General features: G+C 48.1%; 22 protein-coding genes, 1 tRNA gene and 5 pseudogenes. 12 read left to right on the top strand and 16 right to left on the bottom strand.

Annotated features, from left to right (window positions below; translation table 11 throughout):
- Nucleotides 1–124 precede the first annotated feature (124 nt).
- Nucleotides 125–337 carry a ribosome-associated protein YbcJ gene (gene ybcJ, locus NA389_RS08090; protein WP_000190278.1) on the bottom strand — a complete coding sequence of 71 codons (213 nt, stop codon included), beginning with the start codon at nucleotides 335–337 and terminating at the stop codon, nucleotides 125–127.
- A 1-nt stretch (nucleotide 338) separates the two neighbouring features.
- Nucleotides 339–1,205, bottom strand: a complete 867-nt coding sequence (gene folD / locus NA389_RS08085) for a bifunctional methylenetetrahydrofolate dehydrogenase/methenyltetrahydrofolate cyclohydrolase FolD (protein ID WP_000729165.1) — start codon at nucleotides 1,203–1,205, stop codon at nucleotides 339–341.
- 546 nt (nucleotides 1,206–1,751) lie between these two features.
- Here folD and fimA point away from each other — a divergent pair.
- The 6 genes from fimA (at nucleotide 1,752) to sfmF (ending at nucleotide 7,846) form a co-directional block, all read left to right on the top strand.
- Entirely contained in the window at nucleotides 1,752–2,309 is a 558-nt protein-coding gene (gene fimA / locus NA389_RS08080; protein ID WP_000681026.1) for a type 1 fimbrial protein subunit FimA, read from the top strand.
- A 74-nt stretch (nucleotides 2,310–2,383) separates the two neighbouring features.
- Nucleotides 2,384–2,917 carry a type 1 fimbrial protein subunit FimI gene (fimI, locus tag NA389_RS08075; protein WP_000619610.1) on the top strand — a complete coding sequence of 178 codons (534 nt, stop codon included), beginning with the start codon at nucleotides 2,384–2,386 and terminating at the stop codon, nucleotides 2,915–2,917.
- 43 nt (nucleotides 2,918–2,960) lie between these two features.
- On the top strand, nucleotides 2,961–3,653 hold the full coding sequence (fimC, locus tag NA389_RS08070; RefSeq protein WP_001519112.1) for a type 1 fimbria chaperone FimC: 693 nt from the start codon (nucleotides 2,961–2,963) through the stop codon (nucleotides 3,651–3,653).
- A gap of 30 nt (nucleotides 3,654–3,683) precedes the next feature.
- Nucleotides 3,684–6,296, top strand: coding sequence for a fimbrial biogenesis usher protein (locus NA389_RS08065; protein ID WP_000754219.1), 2,613 nt, complete (start codon nucleotides 3,684–3,686; stop codon nucleotides 6,294–6,296).
- A 14-nt stretch (nucleotides 6,297–6,310) separates the two neighbouring features.
- On the top strand, nucleotides 6,311–7,318 hold the full coding sequence (fimH, locus tag NA389_RS08060; protein ID WP_000708670.1) for a type 1 fimbria D-mannose specific adhesin FimH: 1,008 nt from the start codon (nucleotides 6,311–6,313) through the stop codon (nucleotides 7,316–7,318).
- Nucleotides 7,319–7,327: 9 nt separating this feature from the next.
- Nucleotides 7,328–7,846: a fimbria assembly protein gene (sfmF, locus tag NA389_RS08055; protein WP_001642932.1), complete on the top strand. Its 519-nt coding sequence runs from the start codon at nucleotides 7,328–7,330 to the stop codon at nucleotides 7,844–7,846.
- A gap of 45 nt (nucleotides 7,847–7,891) precedes the next feature.
- Here sfmF and fimZ read toward each other — a convergent pair whose 3' ends face one another.
- The 4 genes from fimZ to fimW all read right to left on the bottom strand — a co-directional run bounded on the left by fimZ (nucleotide 7,892) and on the right by fimW (nucleotide 10,938).
- Nucleotides 7,892–8,524, bottom strand: coding sequence for a fimbria biosynthesis transcriptional regulator FimZ (fimZ, locus tag NA389_RS08050; RefSeq protein ID WP_000801272.1), 633 nt, complete (start codon nucleotides 8,522–8,524; stop codon nucleotides 7,892–7,894).
- A gap of 603 nt (nucleotides 8,525–9,127) precedes the next feature.
- Entirely contained in the window at nucleotides 9,128–9,850 is a 723-nt protein-coding gene (fimY, locus tag NA389_RS08045; protein WP_001258106.1) for a fimbria biosynthesis regulator FimY, read from the bottom strand.
- A gap of 18 nt (nucleotides 9,851–9,868) precedes the next feature.
- Nucleotides 9,869–10,180, bottom strand: a complete 312-nt coding sequence (locus tag NA389_RS08040; protein WP_000226500.1) for a hypothetical protein — start codon at nucleotides 10,178–10,180, stop codon at nucleotides 9,869–9,871.
- 161 nt (nucleotides 10,181–10,341) lie between these two features.
- On the bottom strand, nucleotides 10,342–10,938 hold the full coding sequence (gene fimW / locus NA389_RS08035) for a fimbria biosynthesis transcriptional regulator FimW (RefSeq protein ID WP_000948629.1): 597 nt from the start codon (nucleotides 10,936–10,938) through the stop codon (nucleotides 10,342–10,344).
- Between the two features lie 254 nt (nucleotides 10,939–11,192).
- Here fimW and NA389_RS08030 point away from each other — a divergent pair.
- Nucleotides 11,193–11,269: transfer RNA gene (locus tag NA389_RS08030), tRNA-Arg, on the top strand.
- Nucleotides 11,270–11,284: 15 nt separating this feature from the next.
- On the opposite strand, the pseudogene NA389_RS08025 reads toward NA389_RS08030, so the two are convergent.
- The 3 pseudogenes from NA389_RS08025 to NA389_RS08015 form a co-directional block, all read right to left on the bottom strand.
- Nucleotides 11,285–11,416, bottom strand: a pseudogene (locus NA389_RS08025) (integrase); the annotation flags it as partial.
- A gap of 16 nt (nucleotides 11,417–11,432) precedes the next feature.
- Nucleotides 11,433–11,763: pseudogene (locus tag NA389_RS08020) on the bottom strand (IS3 family transposase); the annotation flags it as partial.
- 32 nt (nucleotides 11,764–11,795) lie between these two features.
- A pseudogene (locus NA389_RS08015) lies at nucleotides 11,796–12,052 on the bottom strand (transposase); the annotation flags it as partial.
- Between the two features lie 37 nt (nucleotides 12,053–12,089).
- Here NA389_RS08015 and NA389_RS08010 point away from each other — a divergent pair.
- Nucleotides 12,090–12,425 carry a hypothetical protein gene (locus NA389_RS08010; protein WP_000114216.1) on the top strand — a complete coding sequence of 112 codons (336 nt, stop codon included), beginning with the start codon at nucleotides 12,090–12,092 and terminating at the stop codon, nucleotides 12,423–12,425.
- A 131-nt stretch (nucleotides 12,426–12,556) separates the two neighbouring features.
- On the opposite strand, the gene NA389_RS08005 is transcribed toward NA389_RS08010, so the two are convergent.
- From NA389_RS08005 to NA389_RS07985, 5 genes and pseudogenes are all read right to left on the bottom strand, one after another.
- Complete coding sequence (locus tag NA389_RS08005; RefSeq protein WP_125872184.1) at nucleotides 12,557–14,218, bottom strand: DUF6056 family protein; 1,662 nt, start codon at nucleotides 14,216–14,218, stop codon at nucleotides 12,557–12,559.
- Nucleotides 14,215–15,138: a glycosyltransferase family 2 protein gene (locus tag NA389_RS08000; protein WP_000703609.1), complete on the bottom strand. Its 924-nt coding sequence runs from the start codon at nucleotides 15,136–15,138 to the stop codon at nucleotides 14,215–14,217. The genes NA389_RS08005 and NA389_RS08000 overlap by 4 nt, the downstream gene beginning before the upstream one ends.
- Nucleotides 15,135–15,497, bottom strand: a complete 363-nt coding sequence (locus NA389_RS07995) for a GtrA family protein (RefSeq protein ID WP_000915531.1) — start codon at nucleotides 15,495–15,497, stop codon at nucleotides 15,135–15,137. Before NA389_RS07995 ends, NA389_RS08000 begins: the two co-directional genes overlap by 4 nt.
- A 424-nt stretch (nucleotides 15,498–15,921) precedes the next feature.
- Nucleotides 15,922–16,167, bottom strand: coding sequence for a copper-binding protein (locus NA389_RS07990; protein ID WP_000445905.1), 246 nt, complete (start codon nucleotides 16,165–16,167; stop codon nucleotides 15,922–15,924).
- Between the two features lie 199 nt (nucleotides 16,168–16,366).
- Nucleotides 16,367–16,741, bottom strand: a pseudogene (locus tag NA389_RS07985) (ATP-binding protein); the annotation flags it as partial.
- A gap of 3 nt (nucleotides 16,742–16,744) precedes the next feature.
- Here NA389_RS07985 and NA389_RS07980 point away from each other — a divergent pair.
- A pseudogene (locus NA389_RS07980) lies at nucleotides 16,745–17,011 on the top strand (efflux RND transporter permease subunit); the annotation flags it as partial.
- 50 nt (nucleotides 17,012–17,061) lie between these two features.
- On the opposite strand, the gene rclR reads toward NA389_RS07980, so the two are convergent.
- Nucleotides 17,062–17,916, bottom strand: a complete 855-nt coding sequence (gene rclR / locus NA389_RS07975; RefSeq protein WP_000339627.1) for a reactive chlorine-specific transcriptional regulator RclR — start codon at nucleotides 17,914–17,916, stop codon at nucleotides 17,062–17,064.
- 215 nt (nucleotides 17,917–18,131) lie between these two features.
- Here rclR and rclA point away from each other — a divergent pair, with 215 nt between their 5' ends.
- The 3 genes from rclA (at nucleotide 18,132) to rclC (ending at nucleotide 20,423) form a co-directional block, all read left to right on the top strand.
- Nucleotides 18,132–19,457: a reactive chlorine resistance oxidoreductase RclA gene (gene rclA, locus NA389_RS07970; RefSeq protein ID WP_000195934.1), complete on the top strand. Its 1,326-nt coding sequence runs from the start codon at nucleotides 18,132–18,134 to the stop codon at nucleotides 19,455–19,457.
- Nucleotides 19,458–19,613: 156 nt separating this feature from the next.
- Nucleotides 19,614–19,850: a reactive chlorine resistance periplasmic protein RclB gene (rclB, locus tag NA389_RS07965; RefSeq protein ID WP_000922170.1), complete on the top strand. Its 237-nt coding sequence runs from the start codon at nucleotides 19,614–19,616 to the stop codon at nucleotides 19,848–19,850.
- Nucleotides 19,851–19,862: 12 nt separating this feature from the next.
- Nucleotides 19,863–20,423: a reactive chlorine resistance membrane protein RclC gene (rclC, locus tag NA389_RS07960; protein WP_000362177.1), complete on the top strand. Its 561-nt coding sequence runs from the start codon at nucleotides 19,863–19,865 to the stop codon at nucleotides 20,421–20,423.
- Nucleotides 20,424–20,501: 78 nt separating this feature from the next.
- Here the strand turns inward: rclC and NA389_RS07955 are convergent, their stop codons facing one another.
- The gene (locus NA389_RS07955) at nucleotides 20,502–21,677 is read right to left on the bottom strand and encodes a DnaJ family molecular chaperone (RefSeq protein WP_001033457.1); all 1,176 of its coding nucleotides are present in this window, start codon (nucleotides 21,675–21,677) and stop codon (nucleotides 20,502–20,504) included.
- Nucleotides 21,678–21,810 lie beyond the last annotated feature (133 nt).

Genomic DNA, 21,810 nt, shown 5'->3' with positions numbered 1-21,810 from the left:
GATGGTTCACAGGGAAATAGCCATGCTAGCAGTTGGAACGCAGAGGATTAAGTGGATGATTATCTGAAAAGACAGCGTAATCAGGCCGGATAAGACGCTTTGCGTCGCTATCCGGCACTCTGTATCAGGCCACGACGTTCACACTTTGGCCTTCAAAGCTAACGGTTTGCCCGGCGACAATTTTGCAGCGTTTACGCGTTTCAACCGCGCCATCAACCTTCACCAACCCGTCGGCAATGGCGATTTTCGCCTGTGCGCCGCTTTCGCTCCAGCCTTCCAGCTTGAGCAGATCGCACAGCTCGACGTGCGGGTGCTTGCCTAAAGAGAATGTCGCCATGTTATTTTCCTTGTGGATCGTGATATTCAATGCACGCCTGCAGCGTGTTTTCGATAAGCGTAGCGACCGTCATCGGGCCGACGCCGCCCGGAACTGGCGTGATGTATGACGCGCGCGCCGCGGCTTCGTCAAACACGACGTCGCCAACGACCTTGCCATTTTCCAGACGGTTAATACCGACATCAATCACAATTGCGCCTTCTTTAATCCATTCGCCGGGAATAAAGCCCGGTTTACCTACGGCGACAATGAGCAAATCAGCATGCTCGACATGGTGACGCAGATCTTTGGTAAAGCGGTGCGTAACGGTAGTCGTACAGCCAGCCAGCAGCAGCTCCATGCTCATTGGGCGTCCAACGATATTGGACGCGCCAATGACCACCGCATTCAGGCCGTAGGTATCAATGTTGTAACGCTCAAGCAGGGTCACAATACCGCGGGGCGTACAGGGACGCAGGCGCGGCGCACGCTGGCACAGACGACCGACATTATAAGGATGAAAACCGTCTACGTCTTTATCTGGCGCGATACGCTCCAGCACTTTAACGTTGTCGATGCCTGCCGGTAAAGGCAACTGCACCAGAATACCGTCGATCGTGTTATCTGCATTCAGAGTATCGATAAGCGCCAGCAGTTCGGCTTCGCTGGTGGTTTCTGGCAGGTCATAGGAGCGGGAGACGAATCCCACTTCGTCGCACGCTTTACGTTTGCTTGCGACATAAATCTGTGAGGCCGGATTGCTGCCGACCAGCACCACAGCCAGGCCGGGAGCGCGAAGACCTGCTGCGACGCGTGCCTGAACTTTTTGAGCAACCTCAGATCGCACCTGCTGCGCAATCGTTTTACCGTCAATAATCTTTGCTGCCATCAGAGAGAAGATTCCATCTGTTACTTCAAGTCAAAGGGGATGACGCTATTTTGTCAGAAGCGGGCCTCGCTGTCAGTTAACGTTTGTGTTTCCGATGCAAACGCGACGTCTCCCCCGTCTGTTGACGATACTGAGACGTGACCAGTAAGCGAGCCATGATTAACCAAAAAGAAACAATTCATCACCCTGGTTATGGTTACCGTAATCCCTCGCCGTTAATAGCATCGGGCGGCATAATGCGACATTTTATACAAAATAAGATTAGACCCTTCTTATATCCCAATAAGAATTAGCTTAGGTCATTAAAAGAGTTTGCGGCTATTTTTTATTTAGCGAAATGTTTAATTTATTACCGTGACGAAATGTCATATTCGCAAAGATTAATTACTGCGTCTGATACTCAGGGGAGAAACAGAAAACTAATTAATCCGCGATATCTATCTTTACAGGATGAAGAGATAACTTTTCTGACATGCTATGTCGATAATAATTCAAACGGAGCCGACAGGATGCCGAAACCGGGTGTGTGTAATTCAAGGGAAATCCATGAAACATAAATTAATGACCTCTACTATTGCGAGTCTGATGTTTGTCGCTGGCGCAGCGGTTGCGGCTGATCCTACTCCGGTGAGCGTGAGTGGCGGTACTATTCATTTCGAAGGTAAACTGGTTAATGCAGCCTGTGCCGTTAGCACTAAATCCGCCGATCAAACGGTGACGCTGGGTCAATACCGTACCGCCAGCTTTACGGCGATTGATGATACGACCGCGCAGGTGCCTTTCTCCATCGTCCTGAATGACTGCGATCCGAAAGTGGCGGCTACCGCTGCCGTGGCTTTCTCTGGTCAGGCAGATAACACCAACCCTAATTTGCTGGCTGTCTCCTCTGCGGACAATAGCACTACCGCAACCGGCGTCGGGATTGAGATTCTTGATAACACCTCCTCACCGTTGAAACCGGACGGCGCGACCTTCTCGGCGAAGCAGGCGCTGGTTGAAGGCACCAATACGCTGCGTTTTACCGCACGCTATAAGGCAACCGCCACCGCCACGACGCCAGGCCAGGCTAATGCCGACGCCACCTTTATCATGAAATACGAATAATCCCGTCTGGGAACGCCAGGGAAGGGAGGCGCCTCAACGGAAGAGGCTATCGGGGATAAAAGAGAACATAGCAGATGATAAGGAAAGGCGCGGCGCTAGTGGGGCTTATTTTGATGTCGCCCGTCATTGCGCAGCCGGTAATGGTAGAGAGTGGGCGTATTCACCTGCGCGGACAACTGGTCAATGGCGGCTGCGCTGTCGCCACTGAAAGCCAGGATTTGCGCGTACTGATGGGACAGTACCGCACGAATGCGTTTACCGGTCCTGGCAGCTTCGCTCCCGTCAGCGTTCCATTTTCGTTACGGTTAATCTCCTGTAGCGCGGAGGTCTGGCGTCATGTCGGCATTGCGTTTGCCGGCGTTACGCCTGCGGAAGATCCCCATGTTTTTCTGGCCAGCGGCGAGGGTATCGGTAATGCCGGAATCGGCCTGGCATTATTTGATGACCAGCAGCGGCAAATCATACCTAACACGTTACCGCTTCATTATACGCCCATTTTAACGTCAGAAATGACTTTGCATTTTACTGCCCGCTATCGGGCAATTTCAGAAAATATGACGCCGGGACGAATTCATTCAGAAGTGTGGTTTACGCTGGTTTACCCATGAATTTTCTTGCCGACGTGACTCAATGCAAAAGGTATTTTTTACCATGCTGAATAGTATAAAATTAGGCTTTATTGTTCTTCTCACGTTATTTACTTCGCTGAACGTACAGGCGGCGGGGGGGATTGCATTAGGCGCCACGCGCGTTATTTATCCCTCGGCGGCGAAACAGACTTCTCTGGCAATCAGTAATAGCGATACTCAAGAACGTTACCTCGTCAATTCATGGATCGAAAATAGCGCCGGGCAGAAAGAAAAAACGTTTATCGTTACGCCGCCTTTATTCGTCAGCGAACCCAAAAGCGAAAACACGCTGCGTATTATCTACGCCGGGCAACCGCTACCCGGGGATCGGGAGTCGTTGTTCTGGATGAACGTGAAAGCCATCCCGTCGGTCGATAAAAGTCATATTGAAGGAAAAAACGTTCTGCAACTGGCGATTCTGTCGCGCATCAAACTGTTCGTGCGTCCGGCGAATTTGCCGCAGACGCCGGAAGATGCGCCGACCTTGCTGAAATTTTCCCGTGTCGGCAACCATCTCAAGATAACCAACCCATCTGCTTATTACCTCACGCTGGTCAATATCAGCGTGGGCGCGAAAAAGATTGATAACGTGATGATCGCGCCAAAAAGCGACATGCAAATTCCCTTACCGACTGGCGCGCAGGGCAGCGTGACATTTCAGACCGTCAATGATTACGGCGCATTGACGTCGGCGACAACGGCCAGTCTCGGTTAAGCAGAGAGCGTGAAGCCACACGAGAACACGATGAAGAAGACAACCTGGTTTGCAGGGCGATTTCCCGGCTATGTATCACCGTTAAGCGGCGTGGCGCTGTCGGTGTTGGCGGCGCTGTGTCCGCTGACGAGCCGCGGCGAAAGTTATTTCAACCCTGCGTTTTTGTCGGCGGATACCGCGTCTGTGGCGGATTTATCTCGCTTTGAAAAAGGTAATCATCAGCCTCCCGGTATTTACCGGGTGGATATCTGGCGTAACGACGAATTCGTAGCGACGCAGGATATCCGTTTTGAGGCGGGCGCCGTGGGCGCCGGCGATAAATCCGGCGGCCTGATGCCTTGTTTTACACCGGAGTGGATTAAACGGCTGGGCGTGAATACCGCGGCGTTCCCTGTCTCAGATAAAGGCGTCGATACCACGTGTATTCACCTTCCTGAGAAAATCCCGGGCGCGGAGGTCGCGTTCGATTTCGCGTCGATGCGCTTAAATATTAGCTTGCCGCAGGCGTCATTGCTCAACAGCGCGCGTGGCTATATCCCGCCGGAAGAGTGGGATGAAGGGATACCCGCCGCACTCATTAATTACAGTTTTACCGGTAGCCGCGGAACAGACAGCGATAGCTATTTTTTGAGTCTGTTGAGTGGTTTGAACTATGGCCCCTGGCGGCTGCGTAATAACGGAGCCTGGAACTATTCGAAGGGGGACGGCTATCATTCGCAACGCTGGAACAACATTGGCACCTGGGTACAGCGCGCCATCATTCCGCTAAAAAGCGAACTGGTCATGGGGGACAGCAATACCGGGAACGATGTTTTCGATAGCGTCGGCTTTCGCGGAGCGCGGCTGTACTCTTCTGACAATATGTATCCCGATAGCCTGCAAGGCTACGCCCCCACGGTCAGAGGGATCGCCCGGACGGCGGCAAAGCTGACGATACGACAGAACGGGTATGTTATCTACCAAAGCTATGTGTCGCCGGGCGCGTTTGCGATTACCGATCTTAATCCTACCTCTTCCAGCGGCGACCTTGAGGTGACGGTAGATGAAAAAGACGGTAGCCAACAACGTTACACGGTGCCTTACTCTACCGTTCCGCTATTGCAGCGTGAGGGCAGGGTGAAGTATGACCTGGTGGCCGGGGATTTTCGCAGCGGCAATAGTCAGCAGTCTTCGCCATTCTTTTTCCAGGGAACGGTGATTGCCGGCCTGCCTGCGGGGCTGACGGCTTACGGCGGTACGCAACTTGCCGATCGTTACCGTGCCGTGGTGATCGGGGCGGGGCGAAATTTGGGCGGCTGGGGTGCCGTGTCGGTCGATGTCACACATGCGCGTAGCCAACTGGCAGATGACAGCACCCATCAGGGGCAATCGTTGCGTTTTCTGTACGCCAAATCGCTGAATAATTACGGGACTAATTTTCAATTGCTGGGTTACCGCTATTCCACACGCGGATTTTACACCCTGGATGATGTGGCATACCGCAGTATGGAAGGGTACGACTACGAATACGATAGCGACGGACGCCGCCATAAAGTGCCGGTGGCGCAGAGCTACCACAATCTCCGTTACAGCAAAAAAGGCCGCTTTCAGGTCAATATTTCGCAAAACCTGGGGGATTACGGGTCACTGTATCTTTCCGGCAGTCAACAAAATTACTGGAATACGGCGGATACCAATACCTGGTATCAACTGGGATACGCCAGTGGATGGCATGGCATAAGTTATTCGCTGTCATGGTCGTGGAGCGAGTCGGTGGGGATCTCAGGCGCCGACCGCATTCTGGCATTCAATATGTCCGTTCCGTTTAGCATTCTGACCGGACGGCGCTATGCGCGCGACACTCTTCTTGATCGTACTTATGCCACGTTTAACGCCAACCGCAACCGCGACGGCGACAATAGCTGGCAGACCGGCGTGGGCGGCACGCTTCTGGAAGGACGTAATCTGAGCTACAGCGTGACGCAGGGGCGTAGCAGTAGCAATGGTTATAGCGGCAGCGCCAGCGCTAGCTGGCAGGCGACGTATGGCACGCTGGGCGTGGGATATAACTACGATCGCGATCAGCATGACTATAACTGGCAACTTTCCGGCGGCGTGGTCGGTCATGCGGATGGTATTACGTTTAGCCAACCGTTGGGCGATACCAATGTCTTGATTAAAGCGCCGGGAGCGAAAGGCGTGCGCATCGAAAACCAGACCGGCGTGAAAACGGACTGGCGGGGCTATGCGGTAATGCCCTACGCCACGGTATATCGCTATAACCGCGTCGCGTTAGATACCAACACGATGGACAACCATACCGATGTCGAAAATAACGTCAGCAGCGTAGTGCCGACAGAGGGCGCGCTGGTGCGGGCCGCTTTTGATACGCGGATAGGCGTAAGGGCCATCATTACCGCGAGGCTTGGCGGACGTCCGTTACCGTTTGGCGCGATAGTACGAGAAACCGCCAGCGGCATTACCAGCATGGTCGGCGATGACGGACAAATTTATCTGAGCGGCTTGCCGCTAAAAGGTGAACTGTTCATCCAGTGGGGAGAGGGGAAAAACGCACGTTGTATCGCCCCTTACGCCCTGGCGGAGGATAGCCTGAAGCAGGCGATTACGATAGCCAGCGCGACTTGTATCCGTCCGTCGTCATAAAAGGAAAAATAGAGATGAAAATATACTCAGCGCTATTGCTGGCGGGGACCGCGCTCTTTTTCACCCATCCCGCGCTGGCGACGGTTTGCCGCAATTCAAACGGGACGGTGACCGATATCTTTTACGACCTGTCAGATGTTTTCACCAGCGGCAATAATCAGCCGGGACAGGTGGTTACGTTGCCGGAAAAATCAGGTTGGGTCGGCGTAAACGCGACGTGCCCGGCGGGGACAACGGTAAATTATACCTACCGAAGCTATGTATCAGAATTACCGGTACGAAGCACCGAAGGAAATTTTAAATACCTCAAACTGAATGACTACCTTCTGGGCGCGATGAGCATCACCGATAGTGTCGCTGGCGTATTTTATCCGCCCCGTAACTATATTCGCATGGGCGTCGACTCTAACGTGTCGCAGCAAATGCCGTTTGGCGTGCAGGACTCAAAGCTGGTTTTTAAATTAAAAGTGATACGGCCTTTTATTAATATGGTGACGATCCCTCGCCAGACAATGTTTACCGTCTATGTGACGACCTCTACCGGCGACGCGTTGAGCACGCCGGTATATACCATTAGCTACAGCGGCAAAGTGGAAGTGCCGCAAAACTGCGAAGTGAATGCCGGACAGGTCGTGGAGTTTGATTTCGGCGATATCGGCGCGTCGTTATTTAGTCAGGCGGGGGCGGGTAATCGTCCGCAAGGCGTCACGCCGCAAACGAAAACTATCGCTATCAAATGTACCAACGTCGCGGCGCAGGCCTATTTATCGATGCGGCTTGAAGCCGAAAAGGCCTCAGGGCAGGCGATGGTGTCCGATAATCCGGATTTAGGTTTTGTAGTTGCTAATAGCAACGGTACGCCGCTCACACCCAATAATTTGTCGAGTAAAATTCCGTTTCATCTTGATGATAACGCCGCCGCTCGCGTAGGTATTCGCGCCTGGCCGATCAGCGTGACGGGGAATAAACCGGCGGAAGGGCCGTTTACTGCGCGCGGCTATCTACGAGTCGATTATGATTAAGGAGGCATAATGATCTTTCGGCGCGTTTTCATCGCTATCGGTTGTGTTTTGTTCAGCCCGCTGAGTCAGGCCAACTCATCTCTGGGCGAAGTGAATATTGAACTGCGCGGTAACGTGGTGGATTTTACCTGCGCCGTGGTGGCGGGCGACAGTAACAAGTCGGTTAACCTCGGCACCTGGCCGACAAAACAGCTTCACGCCGTCGGTGACGCCACGCAACCGGTAGCCTTTAGCCTAAAACTTGAAGGTTGCCCGCCGGGGTCGGCGTCTATAACGTTTTCCGGGACGCCAGCGCCCGGCACGGCATTACTGGCGCTTGCTGATACGGAAATGGCGCAAAAACTGGCGATTGAAATTCGCGATGGCGATCAACGTCGATTGCCGCTTGAACAGGCCAGCAAGGCCGTCGATATTGACAACAACGGCAATGCTACCCTGAAATTCTATGCGAACTATATCGCCTTAGCCGATGGCGTGCAGCCCGGACTTGCTAACGCGGATGCGACCTTCCTGATCAATTACAATTAGTGTCCGTTATTGTGGCTCCCGAACGATAATTCGCCGGGAGTACATTTACAATAATTCGTGTGATTTGGCGTAATCGATAAGCTCAACGATAGAGTGAAGGCCAAGTTTAGAAAATATATTGGCCTTATGCGCGCTGATAGTCTTGTTACTCAATAAAAGTTGCTCGGCAATTTCTTTGTTAGACATTCCATTGGCCAGATAGCGCAGCACGGTGACTTCGCGGTTAGAAAGTGGCATATCATGGTGCCCGCCTTTGGGGGGACGGGTATTACTGATAAAGTTAAGCGTCTCAGATGGAAAAAAAGAATAGCCGGATAAAATCATTTTTACCGCATTATAAATATCATTGAGGTCTTTGCGTTTACTTACAAATCCGTTTGCGCCCGCTCTTATTGCTCTTCCGGCATAAAAAGCCTCTGATTTCGACGATAAAAAAAGTATCCGGGTATGTTCCTGGATAGATTTGATTCGTTTAAGTAAGGTAAAGCCGTCGGTGCCCGGTAATTCAATATCCAGAATGACAAGGTCAACAGGATAAGTGCGCAGATACTCTATCGCTGTTCGGCTATCATCCGTTTTCAGGACAACCTGAATATTGCTATTTTTACCGAGTAAAACTTCGATCGACATTCTTACAATAGGGTGTTCGTCCATAATGATAACAGATGCAGGTTTCATTGTTGTATGCCTCAGACTGTTATGCGTCCTTCGTTTTAGAATAAGCGTCAGACACCTTAAAGATTGTGAAATAGCCAGATCTACACACCACACAGTGGAGCAATAATAAAGAATGAGACTTCCCTGTTGACTGGCTATTTTGCGTAAGAGTAATAAATATGTGGAATGTCCATTTCGCACCAACAAAAAAGAAATTTCTGATTAAGTAAAAACAATATGGATTATACCTGGTCTGATTTCTCGGAAAAGTCTTGCGAAATGCGAATTATGGATAGCGGGTAGGATGTTCTGTGGCGTTATAGAAAATTTGTTCGTGGTGGAGCTATTTTCTTTGGAGTTGACATTGAGTAGTTTAAACTGTTGTTTTTAAGTATAAAAATAATATGAAAGACTAATTGTTTAGTATTTGTTATGTAATAACAGAAAGATGTTGACGCTGGAGACCTCAAAAAACGAGGAGGGACAGGGGACGATGTAAGAAAAAAATTTTTATCGCTTACCAGGACGAGTTGTAAATATTAATTTTATGTGAAATATTTACATTTAATGGAAGTGAAAATAAGTAATTTCTTAAAAAATCTTATTCGCCAAAACGTTACTCCGTTAAAAAATATCGTGGAAAGTAACGTTTAGCTGCTGGATCAGCCGAAGAAAGCTTTGCCTGTGGGGAAGGTTAAGGAGGGTGATAAGTTGTTTAAGCCGGTAAACTACACGATGATAAGATACGCTTTGCTGACGTGCTATTTCTTTTAAAGAGGCACCTTGCGCTAAAGTTTCAATCATCAACCAGTCAGTACGGCTAAAGCTTTCCGATAAGCGAGGTTCGGCGGCTGATAACAAGGCTTCGCGTACTGAAGCCAGATTTTGTCGTCGTGACAGAACAAAAAAACGCCCAGCCATACGGATAAACTGTGTTATAGCGGCGGTTTTATCTGATACCAGCAGGTAAATCTGGATATCGCTTTGTTGCCAACTGAGCGCGCGTAGCTGGTTAAGCGCCTCAATACAGGAGACAGGTAGCGCCTCCATATCTACAATCAGTTGTCTGAGCGACCCCTTTTCAATCCACAAAGAAATGTCATCTAATGAGCGGAATGCAGCGGTACGTTTTCCGGAAAATAAGTAGTGACTCAATGAATAGCCGAGGTAGTTATCAGTTGTAATTATTGCCTGGGAAATGATACCAACCGGCAAGGCATAATTAAGCTGTTGGTCCAGTAACTCAAGGCGATCAAATATCTGCGGCGTTGGAGAGTGATAACGGCAGGCGCAGTCTTTGGCATTTCTTAAACGGCGGTGTCTTTCCCTGCGTGGTACGCTGCGCATCCTGCTTTTTCCATTGCTCTAATATATATCTGGTAATATGGCTGGCCATAAATAACCTTGTCCCATCGTTGCACCAGCGTAAAAAGCAATGCCTCGTTGCTCTGATGTTTCAATGCCTTCCATCAGCATTAACTGCTGAAAAAAAACTTCGCTATCATGTTTTGACGGAAGTTGCGTCAGGACCTCATAGCCGATTAATTGCGCAGTTGAGAGATTAACGATTGGCTCAGATTTTAACAATCTGCTGTTGAGATATGAATGACGTGTGGGTGAAGACGCCAGGTGTGGGGGATTTATCCTTTCCTTTAATAAAGTACCCTGTGCCACCAAACACTCCTCCAGGCATTTATGATGCAGCCATATATTTTCGACCCCTGAATCTATCAGGATATTATGGGCATCATTGTGGCAGCGTTAAAAAAATGCCTGTAGGTATCGTTACTTAATTATTGGTGAGATATTTCGTAAGCCTTGTAAAAAGTTAAGTGAGTTTACTTACTGAGTAAGAAATGAAGGTTAACTCTAATATACTTTAAAAACTGCTGCTCCGTTTTAACATGTAATTTGCGCATAATGCTCCGGCGGAGTGACTTTGTCTGCTCTTCAGAAAGCGAAAGTAAAGCGGCCGTTTCGCTTAAATGATAACCGCTGGCGATCAGTTTTAATAAGTGACGTTCTGTTACTGAAAAATGACGAGTCGTGCAGTAGTGGCAAATGCCAGAAGGGACGCTATGTCGAAGCGCTCGCTTATGTAAGATCAATATCATTTTCCGGGTAATTTCTTCAACATCATCTTCCCGATAAATATGCGGCAGCATATACAGACATGGTCTGAACATGAGCTTTTCTTTATCGCATTTATTACAAATAATTACCCGTAGCTGATGTTGGGTATGCATCGGTATCTGGTAACAGCCTGCGCTGAACCAATCATCATCCAGGGCCAGGAAAGCGATATCGGCATTATCTATCTCTTCTGGCGGCAGAAAGTCAATTTTCTGCTGCCATTGATTCGCCAGACGCGTCATGATGATTTTCAAACCATGCTCAAAGTGACTGTTTTGTTCCTTAATAGCGATACTCAGCATAAAAAATATCCTACACGGCAGGTGAATCATGGTGAAATATTAAAGAAACTGATTGATTATCTAAATACTGGCGGCCTTAATTCCCACTTTATGCGTGCTGAGATGTGTCCAGGCGATTTCCTGGAACCTGGCATTGCGCCAGAAAAGACGATATTCGTACACTTAGTCAGCAACCAGAACAAAAGCCATTGACTCAGGAGTGCCTGACCGTATAATTCTCGCGTTTCGTCTACACGAAGTCTTCACTTCACAAGGCGCCCTTAGCTCAGTTGGATAGAGCAACGGCCTTCTAAGCCGTGGGTCGCAGGTTCGAATCCTGCAGGGCGCGCCATTATATATCAACTGGTTACGCCTCTTTAATTCCCTCCTTATTTTCCATATGGGACATATTTGGGACATCATCACTGAAAATCGAGTCAATTTGCTTCGCGTGTTCCGTTAAATGGTTCGGCGCAAGGTGAGCATATCTGTGAATCACCACGGATAACCTGGACATTTCTGAGTCGTTGATGATATAGGTTTTCATATTCAGCCGGTGGCATCTGCTCGCTCGAACCATGCCGGCGTCTACTGTTATAAAACATTTCTATGTAATCAAAAATATCGCTTCTGGCTTCGTCTCTCGTTCCGTAGATCTTTTCCTTTATCCGTTCACGCTTCAGTAGCTGGAAAAAGCTTTCTGCAACCGCATTGTCATGACAGTTGCCACGACGGCTCATTCTGCTCTCCAGTCCGTGCGATTTCAGGATCGACTGCCATTCATAGCGGGTGATTACGTCGCCACACGGCCATCAGAAGCGCATTCAGGACTCTATCTTTTGTCATTCATGGTTGCAGTGACCAATTGAATCTATTGCGGCTTTTTTTAATATGTCCCGTTCGTCAGTAACCCGCTTCAACTCTTTCGGGAGTCGGCGGATTTCGGTCTGATCATCTGACTGCTCTTTATTTCTTTATTGGTGGAGGAGTTCGACCCGTACTTCTTTATCCTGGCGTAAAGACTGTGGGTAGTAATATCGAGATGTGTTGCGACGCTGGAAACAGAATGGCCACGCTCAACAACTTGTCTTACCGCTTCAATTTTAAACTCTTCGGGATAACGTTTACCGCTCATAGGCACCTCTCTTTAAGTCATCTTAAATGGCTCTGAGGTGTCTGTTAAATCCGTGGCGATTCATAAATTGCTCCAGATGACACTCGATAAAAGCGCATTTAAATGTCAGGGCAAGAATATAACGTTGTCATTTATGATGATTAATGATAATCCATCAGTCTCTACGAAGGTGGCTGTAACGCTTATCCTCGCATTCTCACCGGGAGGTGGAGTAACAAGAGCATATTCATTTGGTGAGTTTACCGTTGGTCCCTCGTGGGGGCTTCAGAAGTTTACCTTGAATATACTATTCGAAGGTCTGTTATCAGACGATACTACTATTGCATATCTTTCAATTGATCTGCCAAAAAACCAGACGATTAATCTGCAATGAGCTAACGTTAATCCATGTGTTGGAAATGTTGCAGTACAAGGTCCATCAAATCTAAAGGATTTGGATGTGTTGTCTAGATCTAAAGCTTATTACGCTTCTTGAAATTTAGGGCGTAAATTACGCCCTGTCTTTTAAAGTGTAAAGTGTAATTGAGAATATCTTTTAGCTGGTGATGTTGAGTCAAATGACCCAAATGATACGCTTTTAATATACCATAATGGTATATTATCTAATTTTGCGTAAAGGAATACTCTATCATTTACGTAAGTATAGTTTGGGTCAAAGTCGAAATTGTGATAATTACCAGTTATGTCTGTAACATGGAAAAAGAAACGCTGATTAGGTTGAACGGATAGCCTTTCTTGATGCGTTAATTCAAATAAAAACACAGTATTCAATAAATATTTTTCTGAATATATATAAATACCCTTCAAACCATTTTTTGTTTGCATGTCGCTACTATCATGGATTTTATAATTATTATCATCTATGACTGAATAATCAAATATTGTACCGTATGCAACAATATTTTTTTTGTTGTAATATTTTGACATGGCATCAAAATTTGTCCAAGTGTCAAATTTATAAGTGGAACTGGGCATTGGTTTGAAATAAAACTCAGGTATTAATGTTTCTTTTTCATTATTGCTTTTTGCTATCAGTTTAATACGCATCGAGTTTTGTAAATTAATTGAGTGATATGAAGATATAACCGAAATTGACTCAGCTATAAAAGTTATAGATATTATAAAGTACAAGGTTTTAATTATGTAATTATTTAAAATTTCATACCTTAAGAAGTTTAATGAATATGCAATGGACATAATGCAGAATATAAATGATGGCGTCTTTGCCCTATCAGGAAACGCTGGAGAAAACACCATGACCAAAGAACAACCTATTGAGGCAAATAAAAGCACCGCGGATATTAATAAGTCAGTAGGCCCGCCATCTTTTGTGATTGGTTTTGATTTTTCAATACGCAGACATAATACAATTAACGCTATAGCTATAATATAAGCTAGTTTAGATGATTTAAAGACATCTGGCACTCTATGGAAAATGTGCAAGTCAATTTTTTCTATTAAAGAAAGTGAACGCCACTGTGCAAATGATGGATCCATCATTCGTGACTCATTGCCTGGTGTTGCCAATAAAAAAATCGCGCCTATTATTGTTAAAAATAAAATCGATAAAAGCTTAAAGTCAATTTTTTTTGTCTTTATTAATAAATATAAAACACTTAATATGATAATTCCTACTAATGTTAGACTTGCATTCTCATTTGTACATCCTGCTAATAATGATACTGGGTAGGCAATAGGATTAATTTTTTTATTTTGCACATAACCAATTACCTCTTTAGCTACAAAAACATATAAAACTGAAGTCCATAAATAGTTTGCACTACCAACAATCCATAAGTTTGATTGTCCAAAGCTTGGGTGTGAAAGGAAAAACACAATTGAAATTACTGATAATATATATAATCTTTTTGCTTTATTATCAAATTTTGAAATTAAAAGTAGAACCAACAATACACCAAGTGTTTGAATTGCTGCTATAAGGAACTTGTTATTTATCAGTAGCAATGTTGGGCTTATAAAATCTGCAACAATTCTTCCACTCCATGTAAGGTAATGATGTAAATGCGCTTCTAAATTATATCCAAGAATTGCATACCCATAATCATCTGACTGAAGTGGTGTGTAATAATTCAACACGTAAATCACAGAGAAAAATATTACGCATACAGAAAAATAAATGTATTTATTTGATATTTGATGTTTCACTTATCACCTCTGTGTTTTAAGATATATTTTGGTCTTTTCTTGGTCTCTATATATATCCTACCAATATATTCTCCCAGCACGCCTATCCCTATCAACTGCACCCCTCCAAGGAAAAGTATGGAGACGAGTAATGAAGGATATCCTCTTACTGGGTTTCCGAAGGCGAGCGTATCCAAAATCATCCACGCCCCGTAAATAAAAGCCATTCCTGCGACAACCAGACCGATATAGGTCCACATACGCAGAGGAAAAGTTGAGAAGCTAGTTATACCTTCGAGTGCCAGATTCCATAATTTCCAGCCGTTGAATTTCGAATCACCGGCCACGCGTTCGGCACGGGCATATTTAACAACATCCGTTTTTCCGCCAACCCAACTGAGCACCCCCTTCATGAACAAATTGCGTTCGGGCATTAATTTAATATTTTCGACAACCTCACGGCTCATTAACCGGAAATCACCGACGTTCTCTTCAATTTTCGGATTGCTGATTTTATTATGCAGCTTATAAAACCATTCAGCTGTCTTACGCTTCATGCGCCCGTCAGTTGAGCGGTCTGAGCGCTTAGCCAGCACCATATCCGCGCCAGCCTGCCACTTCTCAATGAGATGGGGGATAACTTCTATCGGATCCTGTAAATCGACATCAATAGGAATGACCGCATCCCCGGTTGCATGGTCGAGACCCGCGAAAAGAGCAGGTTCTTTACCGAAGTTTCGCGTAAACGAAAGCGGAATAACGAGCGGATCAGATGCAGCTATTTTGTTAATTATTGATTCAGTCGCATCTTTGCTTCCGTCGTTGATGAAAACAATCTCAACTTCATACGGTTTTAGCTCTTCAAACTCGCGAACCGTTTTATAGAAAATAGGTATTGTGGCTTCTTCATTGAAGACCGGAACGACTAACGAGATTTTCATTTCGCATCCCTAAAGACAATGAACTTTGAATAAATGAATCCGCATATCAGGCTGATAGCTGAAAAGGTGACAAGCGTAAGGAGTGGTGGCAGGGAGCATTTGTCAGCCATCCAGCCAACAACGGCGCTCAGTGTTCCCATAAATCCCACGTACATCATGTAGCGAAGCGTGGTGGTGCTGGCGTTAAAGGTGAAGCGCGCATTGGCATAGAAGCTGAACGATACGGCGATAACAAAACCGGAAAAGTTCGCCAGCGCCTGATGCGTATGCATCCCATACACACAAAAAGCAAATACGCTCCAATGAATAAGCGTGTTAAGAACACCGATCGATGTGTACTTAGCGAATAACTTCAACATTATGAAAATCAGCGGATTCGGAAAGGTCTGGAGTGTAGCACTACAAATTGCTTTGATCGATATAAACGATCAATAATGTGATATTTGATAGTTTAAACTTATTGTTATCTTATTAATTGATCGTTGTTACCGATCAATTGGGGCTACTGATTGCTAAGTGGTTTGGGACAAAAACGGGACACACAAAGCTTTGCATCGGCTTGCAAGGCTTTGCATGTTTTTCGAGGATGGGACGAGTGTGAGTGCCGTAGTAATGGGATAACTTGTTGTTAGCTCAGGTAGTTCCAGAAACATCTAAGCCGTGGGGCGCAGGTTCGAATCCTGCAGGGCGCGCCATTTAACCTCTCAAAATTATGTTAATCCGTAAGCTTCTGCGGCGGCGACGTTGCGCCATCCGCAGTACGTGACGCTAATATGCAAATAACTAATTGCGTTTAATCTGTTTATGGTGCTCCTCAGCCTGGATCTCGTGGGCGAAAGAATGGGCATTATTCATCGATTGATGGATGACCATTGCTTTTTCATAGTCGTCCATTTCAGAAAAGGGTGTCGCATTTTCCACAGTAGTCGGGGCGCTGGGTTTCTGTGTCTGAGCCATTTGCTGATGCGCGAAGGCGTCACCGTTATTCATCATCTCATGCGCCGTGGCGGATAATTGGCGGGATTCCATTTTCTCTGCGGCGTTTACGCCAGCTGAAATAAAAAAACGACAGCTAAAAGGGATGTAAACTTATTTATCTTATTTCTCCGGTGTGGGTTAATAAGAGAAATAATAAAACAGTCGTTGGGTCTGGCGCGTGACGGGATAATGACGATGATGTCAGATTATTTTGCTGGCTAGTGATAGCGCCTTTCACTATCGCTACAGTTCAACGGAGGTGTTTGGGTAATGTCAAAATAAAACGAGTAGCGCGCGTATCGGAGGTGACAGAAACTTTTCCCTGATGCGCAATGACGATGGATTTTACAATTGCCAGGCCTATACCGCTGCCTTCCCCTTTACGCTGGCGGGAGGGATCAACCCGATAAAAACGATCGAAAAGGCGCGGCAAATGTTCCGGCGCGATTGGCGTACCGGGGTTTTCAACAATAATATGTATCTGGTCGTCCGCTTCTTTTATCCGAAGAGTAATGGTTTTACCCGGCGGCGTATAGTGCATCGCATTAGAGAGTAAGTTACTGATCGCTCTGCGCAGCATGATGGGATCGCCGGTGATCCAGCAGGCGCGGCCTTCAAAGCGCAAGCTCCCAACACCTTTTCGGCAGAAAAACTCGATGAGACGCTTTACCACGGGGCGGTGCTCCGGGTGCGGCCAAAAGCCATGACGATAGCGGTGATTATCGCCGGTCTGCTGCCTTTTTTATGGGGGGCTGGCGCGGGTTCTGAGGTGATGAGCCGTATTGCCGCGCCGATGGTCGGCGGCATGATTACCGCGCCGCTGCTGTCGCTGTTCATCATTCCGGCAGCCTACAAGCTGATGTGGCTGCGCAGGCATCGTCGCCTTGCGGCATAACGTGTGCACCCCGCCTGCGGCGTCAAACTGCAGGCGGGTTCAGCCTACGTTTATCGTCCGAGTGCGTTGACCCGTTTGCGGTATTCGCCTGGTGTACAACCGAATTCACGGACAAAAGCTTTGTGAAAAGAAGATTCGCTCGCATAACCTACCGACTCGGCAATCACCATCACCGGCAGCGCTTCACGCGACAGGGTCTGGGCGGCGATTTGCAGGCGCAGCGTTGTTAACACGGCTAAGGGCGTCGTCGCGGACACGTCGCGAAATAGCTGGGCGAAGCTCGCCCGCGACATGTGTACCCGTTGCGCCAGCGTTTCGACCGTCCAGGGATGCGCCGGTGTTTCCAGCATGTGAAGGATCACGCGGCCCAGCCGGGGATGCAGCAATAAATTGAGCACGCTTTTCGCTGTGCCAGCCTGCGATAGCCAGTCGCGAACGGCGAGGGTAAACAGCGTGGCGCACTGCTGACTGTATAAGACCTCAGCGCCAGGTAAATGGCGTTCTGACTCCTGCTGTAACAGCAAAATGGCGGCGTTAAGCCAGATACTGGCGGGGCTATGCGGCGGCGGGGCAAGACATAACACTTCCGGCAACGCGGTAAGGAAATAACGTGACGTCGTGTGCAGACGTAGACTACCGCACACGATATGTGTCGGTGCTTCGCCAGACTGGCGCAAACGGTGGGCGGAGTTTTGCGGCAGAATCACCACCTTTCCCGGCGTAAGCGTCATGGCGTCGCCGGTAGGCATTTCCAGTTGCGCTTCGCCCTGCGTAACGGTATGCCAGCGAATCACCGATAGTTCGCCAGCGGCGTGCGGCAACTGCCAGTCGCCGCCTAACGGGCAATTCTTGTCGATTGAGCCCTGAGGGGCGTTAAGCGTCAATAGCCGACTAAGCGCATCCATATAGACTCCAGAACAGATTCTTTTTCAAAAATAGGGATAACCATTTCTGTCTATTTTCACTATATTTCGGACTTGATGTCATTTCTACTCTTGTTTTTGCTAACCGCCAATTTAGACGATAAGACAAAAAATGACGCGTTGCAGATAACCCTGTCTTTTTTGACGTTACTTATACTTGTCCTGACAAACAGATGGTGATTTGGCGGAGAAAGAAGATGACACAGTATCAGGCGCTCATTATTGGTTTTGGCAAGGCAGGAAAAACGTTGGCGGCAACTCTGGCGAAGACGGGATGGCGCGTGGCGATTATCGAACAGTCCGCCAGTATGTTCGGCGGAACCTGCATCAACATTGGCTGTATTCCAACGAAAACGCTGGTGCATGATGCGGAACGTGAGGGCGATTTTTCTGTCGCCATGCAACGCAAAGCGGCGGTCGTAAATTTTTTACGCGACAAAAATTTTCATAATCTTGCCGACCTGGACAATGTCGATGTGATTGAGGGAAGGGCGGAGTTTATTGATAACCATACCTTACGGGTATTTCAGGCGGACGGCGAGCGGGTGTTACGGGGAGAAAAGATCTTCATTAATACTGGCGCAGAGTCGGTGATCCCGGCTATTACGGGCTTAACAACGACGGCAGGGGTGTTCGATAGCACCGGGCTACTCAGCCTGAGCCAGCGTCCGGCGCGGCTGGGGATTTTAGGCGGCGGTTATATTGGCCTTGAATTTGCCTCAATGTTCGCCAACTTCGGTACGAAGGTCACTATCTTTGAAGCAGCGCCGCAATTCCTGCCTCGTGAAGATCGGGATATCGCGCAGGCAATTACCCGCATTTTACAGGAAAAGGGCGTCGAGCTGATTTTAAACGCCAACGTACAGGCCGTATCCTCAAGGGAGGGCGCGGTACAAGTAGAAACGCCGGAAGGCGCGCATCTTGTGGATGCCCTGCTGGTGGCGTCGGGGCGAAAACCGGCGACGGCTGGCTTACAGTTGCAGAACGCCGGCGTGGCGGTGAACGAACGCGGCGGGATCATCGTGGATGATTACCTGCGTACCACGGCGGACAATATCTGGGCGACGGGCGACGTTACCGGTGGGTTGCAGTTTACCTATATTTCACTGGATGATTTTCGTATTGTACGCGACGGATTATTGGGAGATGGCAAACGCAGTACCCGCGATCGCCAGAACGTTCCGTATTCCGTCTTTATGACGCCGCCGCTCTCTCGTGTCGGGCTGACGGAAGAACAAGCGCGGGCAAGCGGCGCAACGGTGCAGGTGGTGACATTACCGGTGGCGGCGATCCCTCGCGCCCGTGTTATGAACGATACCCGTGGCGTACTAAAAGCGGTAGTGGACGTGAATACGCAGCGTATTGTAGGGGTGTCATTGTTATGCGTCGATTCTCATGAAATGATTAATATCGTTAAAACCGTTATGGATGCAGATTTACCTTATACGGTGTTACGCGACCAGATATTTACCCATCCTACAATGAGTGAGTCTTTAAACGATCTCTTCTCTCTCATTAAGTAAAACATAAATAACGTAGCCCTGTTAATCAGGGCTTTTTTTTGCCTGTCAGGCTATAAAAATACGCCAGGACAAATATGCTGGCGTCTGAAAGAAAAGGCTTTAGTCAGGCGTAACGTATTATAACACCATTGAAATAACCCACGACTGGAAATCTCGATGTTAAAAGTTACCACACTTATTGCTTCATTATTGGCTGCGCCGCTGGCGTTTTCCGCCTCCGCCCAGCCGCTAACTGACGTTGAATATATCAGCGTTTCTGCGGTGTCAGCAACGCCGTCAATGCTTGAGGACGCTATTGCCAGACTGGCGCAAAGTAAACAGGCGTCGTCATGGAAAATTACGTCCATGCGTATTGATAATACGGGTTACGCCACTGCGATATTATATAAATAAGGAGAGCCTGAGATGGATAAATATCTTCGTCTGTTAAGTCAGGGGGATCGGCTGGGATTAACATTAATTCGCCTGAGTATCGCCATCGTTTTTATCTGGATTGGACTACTAAAATTTGTGCCCTATGAGGCAGACAGTATTACCCCGTTTGTGGCGAACAGCCCGTTTATGTCTTTTTTCTATGAACATCCTGAAGAATATCGTCAGCATCTGACTCATGAGGGCGAACTAAAACCGGAGGAACGCGCCTGGCAAACGGCCAATAATACGTATGCGTTTTCGGATGGTCTGGGCGTGGTGGAATTGATTATCGCGGCGCTGGTACTGGCTAACCCTGTTAGCCGCTGGTTAGGGCTGGCAGGCGGCGTGCTGGCATTCCTGACGCCATTTGTCACGCTGTCGTTTTTAATCACCACGCCGGAGGCCTGGGTTATGCCGCTGGGCGATGCGCATTATGGTTTTCCGTATTTATCGGGCGCCGGACGGCTGGTATTAAAAGATACGTTAATGCTGGCAGGTGCGGTGATGATCATGGCGGACTCCGCCCGTTCGTTACTTTTACAGCGACAGTAGCGACCCTCTTACCCTCTTTATGCCGCGATTCGTCGGATGGCGCTTGCGCCATCCGACAATGTGTTGATGAATGATGGACTACCCTGACAGAAGTTCCTGTTCCACCTGTTGAACCTGCGCCTCCAGCGTATTGCGAATTTCGGTTAGTGCCCGTTCCTGCTCGGAGAAATAGGCTTCCTTATCCGCAACGGAAGAGGCGAGCCGCCAGGCGTTTTCCGTTTCCAGTTGCGTTATCTCTTTCAACAGCGCGTCGATTTGTGTGCGGAGCTGGCGTATTTTATGGCGCAGATGTTCCAGGTTATTTAGCCTGTCGCTTGCCATCATCGGTTCCAGACCGCTTTGCAGCTGCGTCAATAACGCGCGAATTGCCGCCAGATCGGCATTCTGCCGCGCCTGATTAAGCTGTACCATCATCTGGTGCGCTTTTTCTTTCAATTCATCGGCGACCACATCCGGGTGACACAGGCGGCTGGCCTGACGCCACAAACGTTTTAATTCACTGCGTTCGTCTGCCGACAAACGTTGATCGCGGGCGTAGCGGAATTGCGCTTCCTGCTGCTGCTCCCGGTACTGGTGATAGTCCTGTTCCGCATTTTCCTGCGCCTGGCGGAATGCGCTGTCGTCCTGATGGGAAAAATCCGCTTCCAGCTCGCGAATTTCCGCCAGCAACGCGGTAATTAATTCCGTCTGCTGCTGGATTCGCTGACGGATGCCCACCGCTTCGCGCGAGGCGGCATTCAATCCTGTCCACTGCTGTTTTAGCGTTGCCAGTTGATCCACGGCCTGGGAAATAAATTGCAGGCAGGATTGATAATCCTTTTCCCGGCGTTTTATTTCGGCTTCTTGCTTACGCTGCATACTCACCGCGAGCTGTTTACGCAACTCCAGAATACGGCTCATCAACGGCCCGAGGCGCAGATGATAGAGGTCGTTGAAATCGTCGAGGATTTGTACCCGCGCATTTCGTTTGTCAATCAGATCGCGAAGCTGGGCTTCAAGCGCTTTCAGCTCCAGCTTACTGGCGGCAATAGAGGGATCTTGCCACGTCGAGAGCGCCCGTTGAGCCTGTAGCCAGGCGGCGATCTCTTGCATGGCGTCACTGAATCGACGAGCTTCAATCGCCTGGGCAATCGCGCTGATTACGGCATCCTGCGGCTCATTTTTCAGGTAGATGAGCTGCTGACGGATAATCTCTTCGTCCTCAAGTTCGATGGCGCTTTTGATGATCTCTAAACGTTTGATGATCTTATTCATGACGTTGATGCCTGGCGTGGCTCAAAAACGGATAACAGATACCAGGTCTGATTCACCTTTTTGAAAATACTGAAAAAATACTAAATGTATTCTGTAGGGTGTCGTACTTTTCGTCCAGAGTTATTCACATATT

It is taken from the genome of Salmonella sp. NW645 (assembly GCF_051703725.1).
Taxonomy (GTDB): domain Bacteria; phylum Pseudomonadota; class Gammaproteobacteria; order Enterobacterales; family Enterobacteriaceae; genus Salmonella; species Salmonella enterica.
The sequence above is the reverse complement of the archived record's forward strand: the minus strand, read 5'-3'. Positions and strand labels throughout refer to the sequence as shown.

Bases quoted from the DNA above. Each gene is read 5' to 3' on its own strand.
- ybcJ (WP_000190278.1), bottom strand. From the start codon at position 337: ATGGCGACATTCTCTTTAGGCAAGCACCCGCACGTCGAGCTGTGCGAT.
- folD (WP_000729165.1), bottom strand. From the start codon at position 1,205: ATGGCAGCAAAGATTATTGACGGTAAAACGATTGCGCAGCAGGTGCGA.
- fimA (WP_000681026.1), top strand. From the start codon at position 1,752: ATGAAACATAAATTAATGACCTCTACTATTGCGAGTCTGATGTTTGTC.
- fimI (WP_000619610.1), top strand. From the start codon at position 2,384: ATGATAAGGAAAGGCGCGGCGCTAGTGGGGCTTATTTTGATGTCGCCC.
- fimC (WP_001519112.1), top strand. From the start codon at position 2,961: ATGCTGAATAGTATAAAATTAGGCTTTATTGTTCTTCTCACGTTATTT.
- NA389_RS08065 (WP_000754219.1), top strand. From the start codon at position 3,684: ATGAAGAAGACAACCTGGTTTGCAGGGCGATTTCCCGGCTATGTATCA.
- fimH (WP_000708670.1), top strand. From the start codon at position 6,311: ATGAAAATATACTCAGCGCTATTGCTGGCGGGGACCGCGCTCTTTTTC.
- sfmF (WP_001642932.1), top strand. From the start codon at position 7,328: ATGATCTTTCGGCGCGTTTTCATCGCTATCGGTTGTGTTTTGTTCAGC.
- fimZ (WP_000801272.1), bottom strand. From the start codon at position 8,524: ATGAAACCTGCATCTGTTATCATTATGGACGAACACCCTATTGTAAGA.
- fimY (WP_001258106.1), bottom strand. From the start codon at position 9,850: ATGCGCAGCGTACCACGCAGGGAAAGACACCGCCGTTTAAGAAATGCC.
- fimW (WP_000948629.1), bottom strand. From the start codon at position 10,938: ATGCTGAGTATCGCTATTAAGGAACAAAACAGTCACTTTGAGCATGGT.
- NA389_RS08000 (WP_000703609.1), bottom strand. From the start codon at position 15,138: ATGAAAATCTCGTTAGTCGTTCCGGTCTTCAATGAAGAAGCCACAATA.
- NA389_RS07995 (WP_000915531.1), bottom strand. From the start codon at position 15,497: ATGTTGAAGTTATTCGCTAAGTACACATCGATCGGTGTTCTTAACACG.
- NA389_RS07990 (WP_000445905.1), bottom strand. From the start codon at position 16,167: ATGGAATCCCGCCAATTATCCGCCACGGCGCATGAGATGATGAATAAC.
- rclR (WP_000339627.1), bottom strand. From the start codon at position 17,916: ATGGATGCGCTTAGTCGGCTATTGACGCTTAACGCCCCTCAGGGCTCA.
- rclA (WP_000195934.1), top strand. From the start codon at position 18,132: ATGACACAGTATCAGGCGCTCATTATTGGTTTTGGCAAGGCAGGAAAA.
- rclB (WP_000922170.1), top strand. From the start codon at position 19,614: ATGTTAAAAGTTACCACACTTATTGCTTCATTATTGGCTGCGCCGCTG.
- rclC (WP_000362177.1), top strand. From the start codon at position 19,863: ATGGATAAATATCTTCGTCTGTTAAGTCAGGGGGATCGGCTGGGATTA.
- NA389_RS07955 (WP_001033457.1), bottom strand. From the start codon at position 21,677: ATGAATAAGATCATCAAACGTTTAGAGATCATCAAAAGCGCCATCGAA.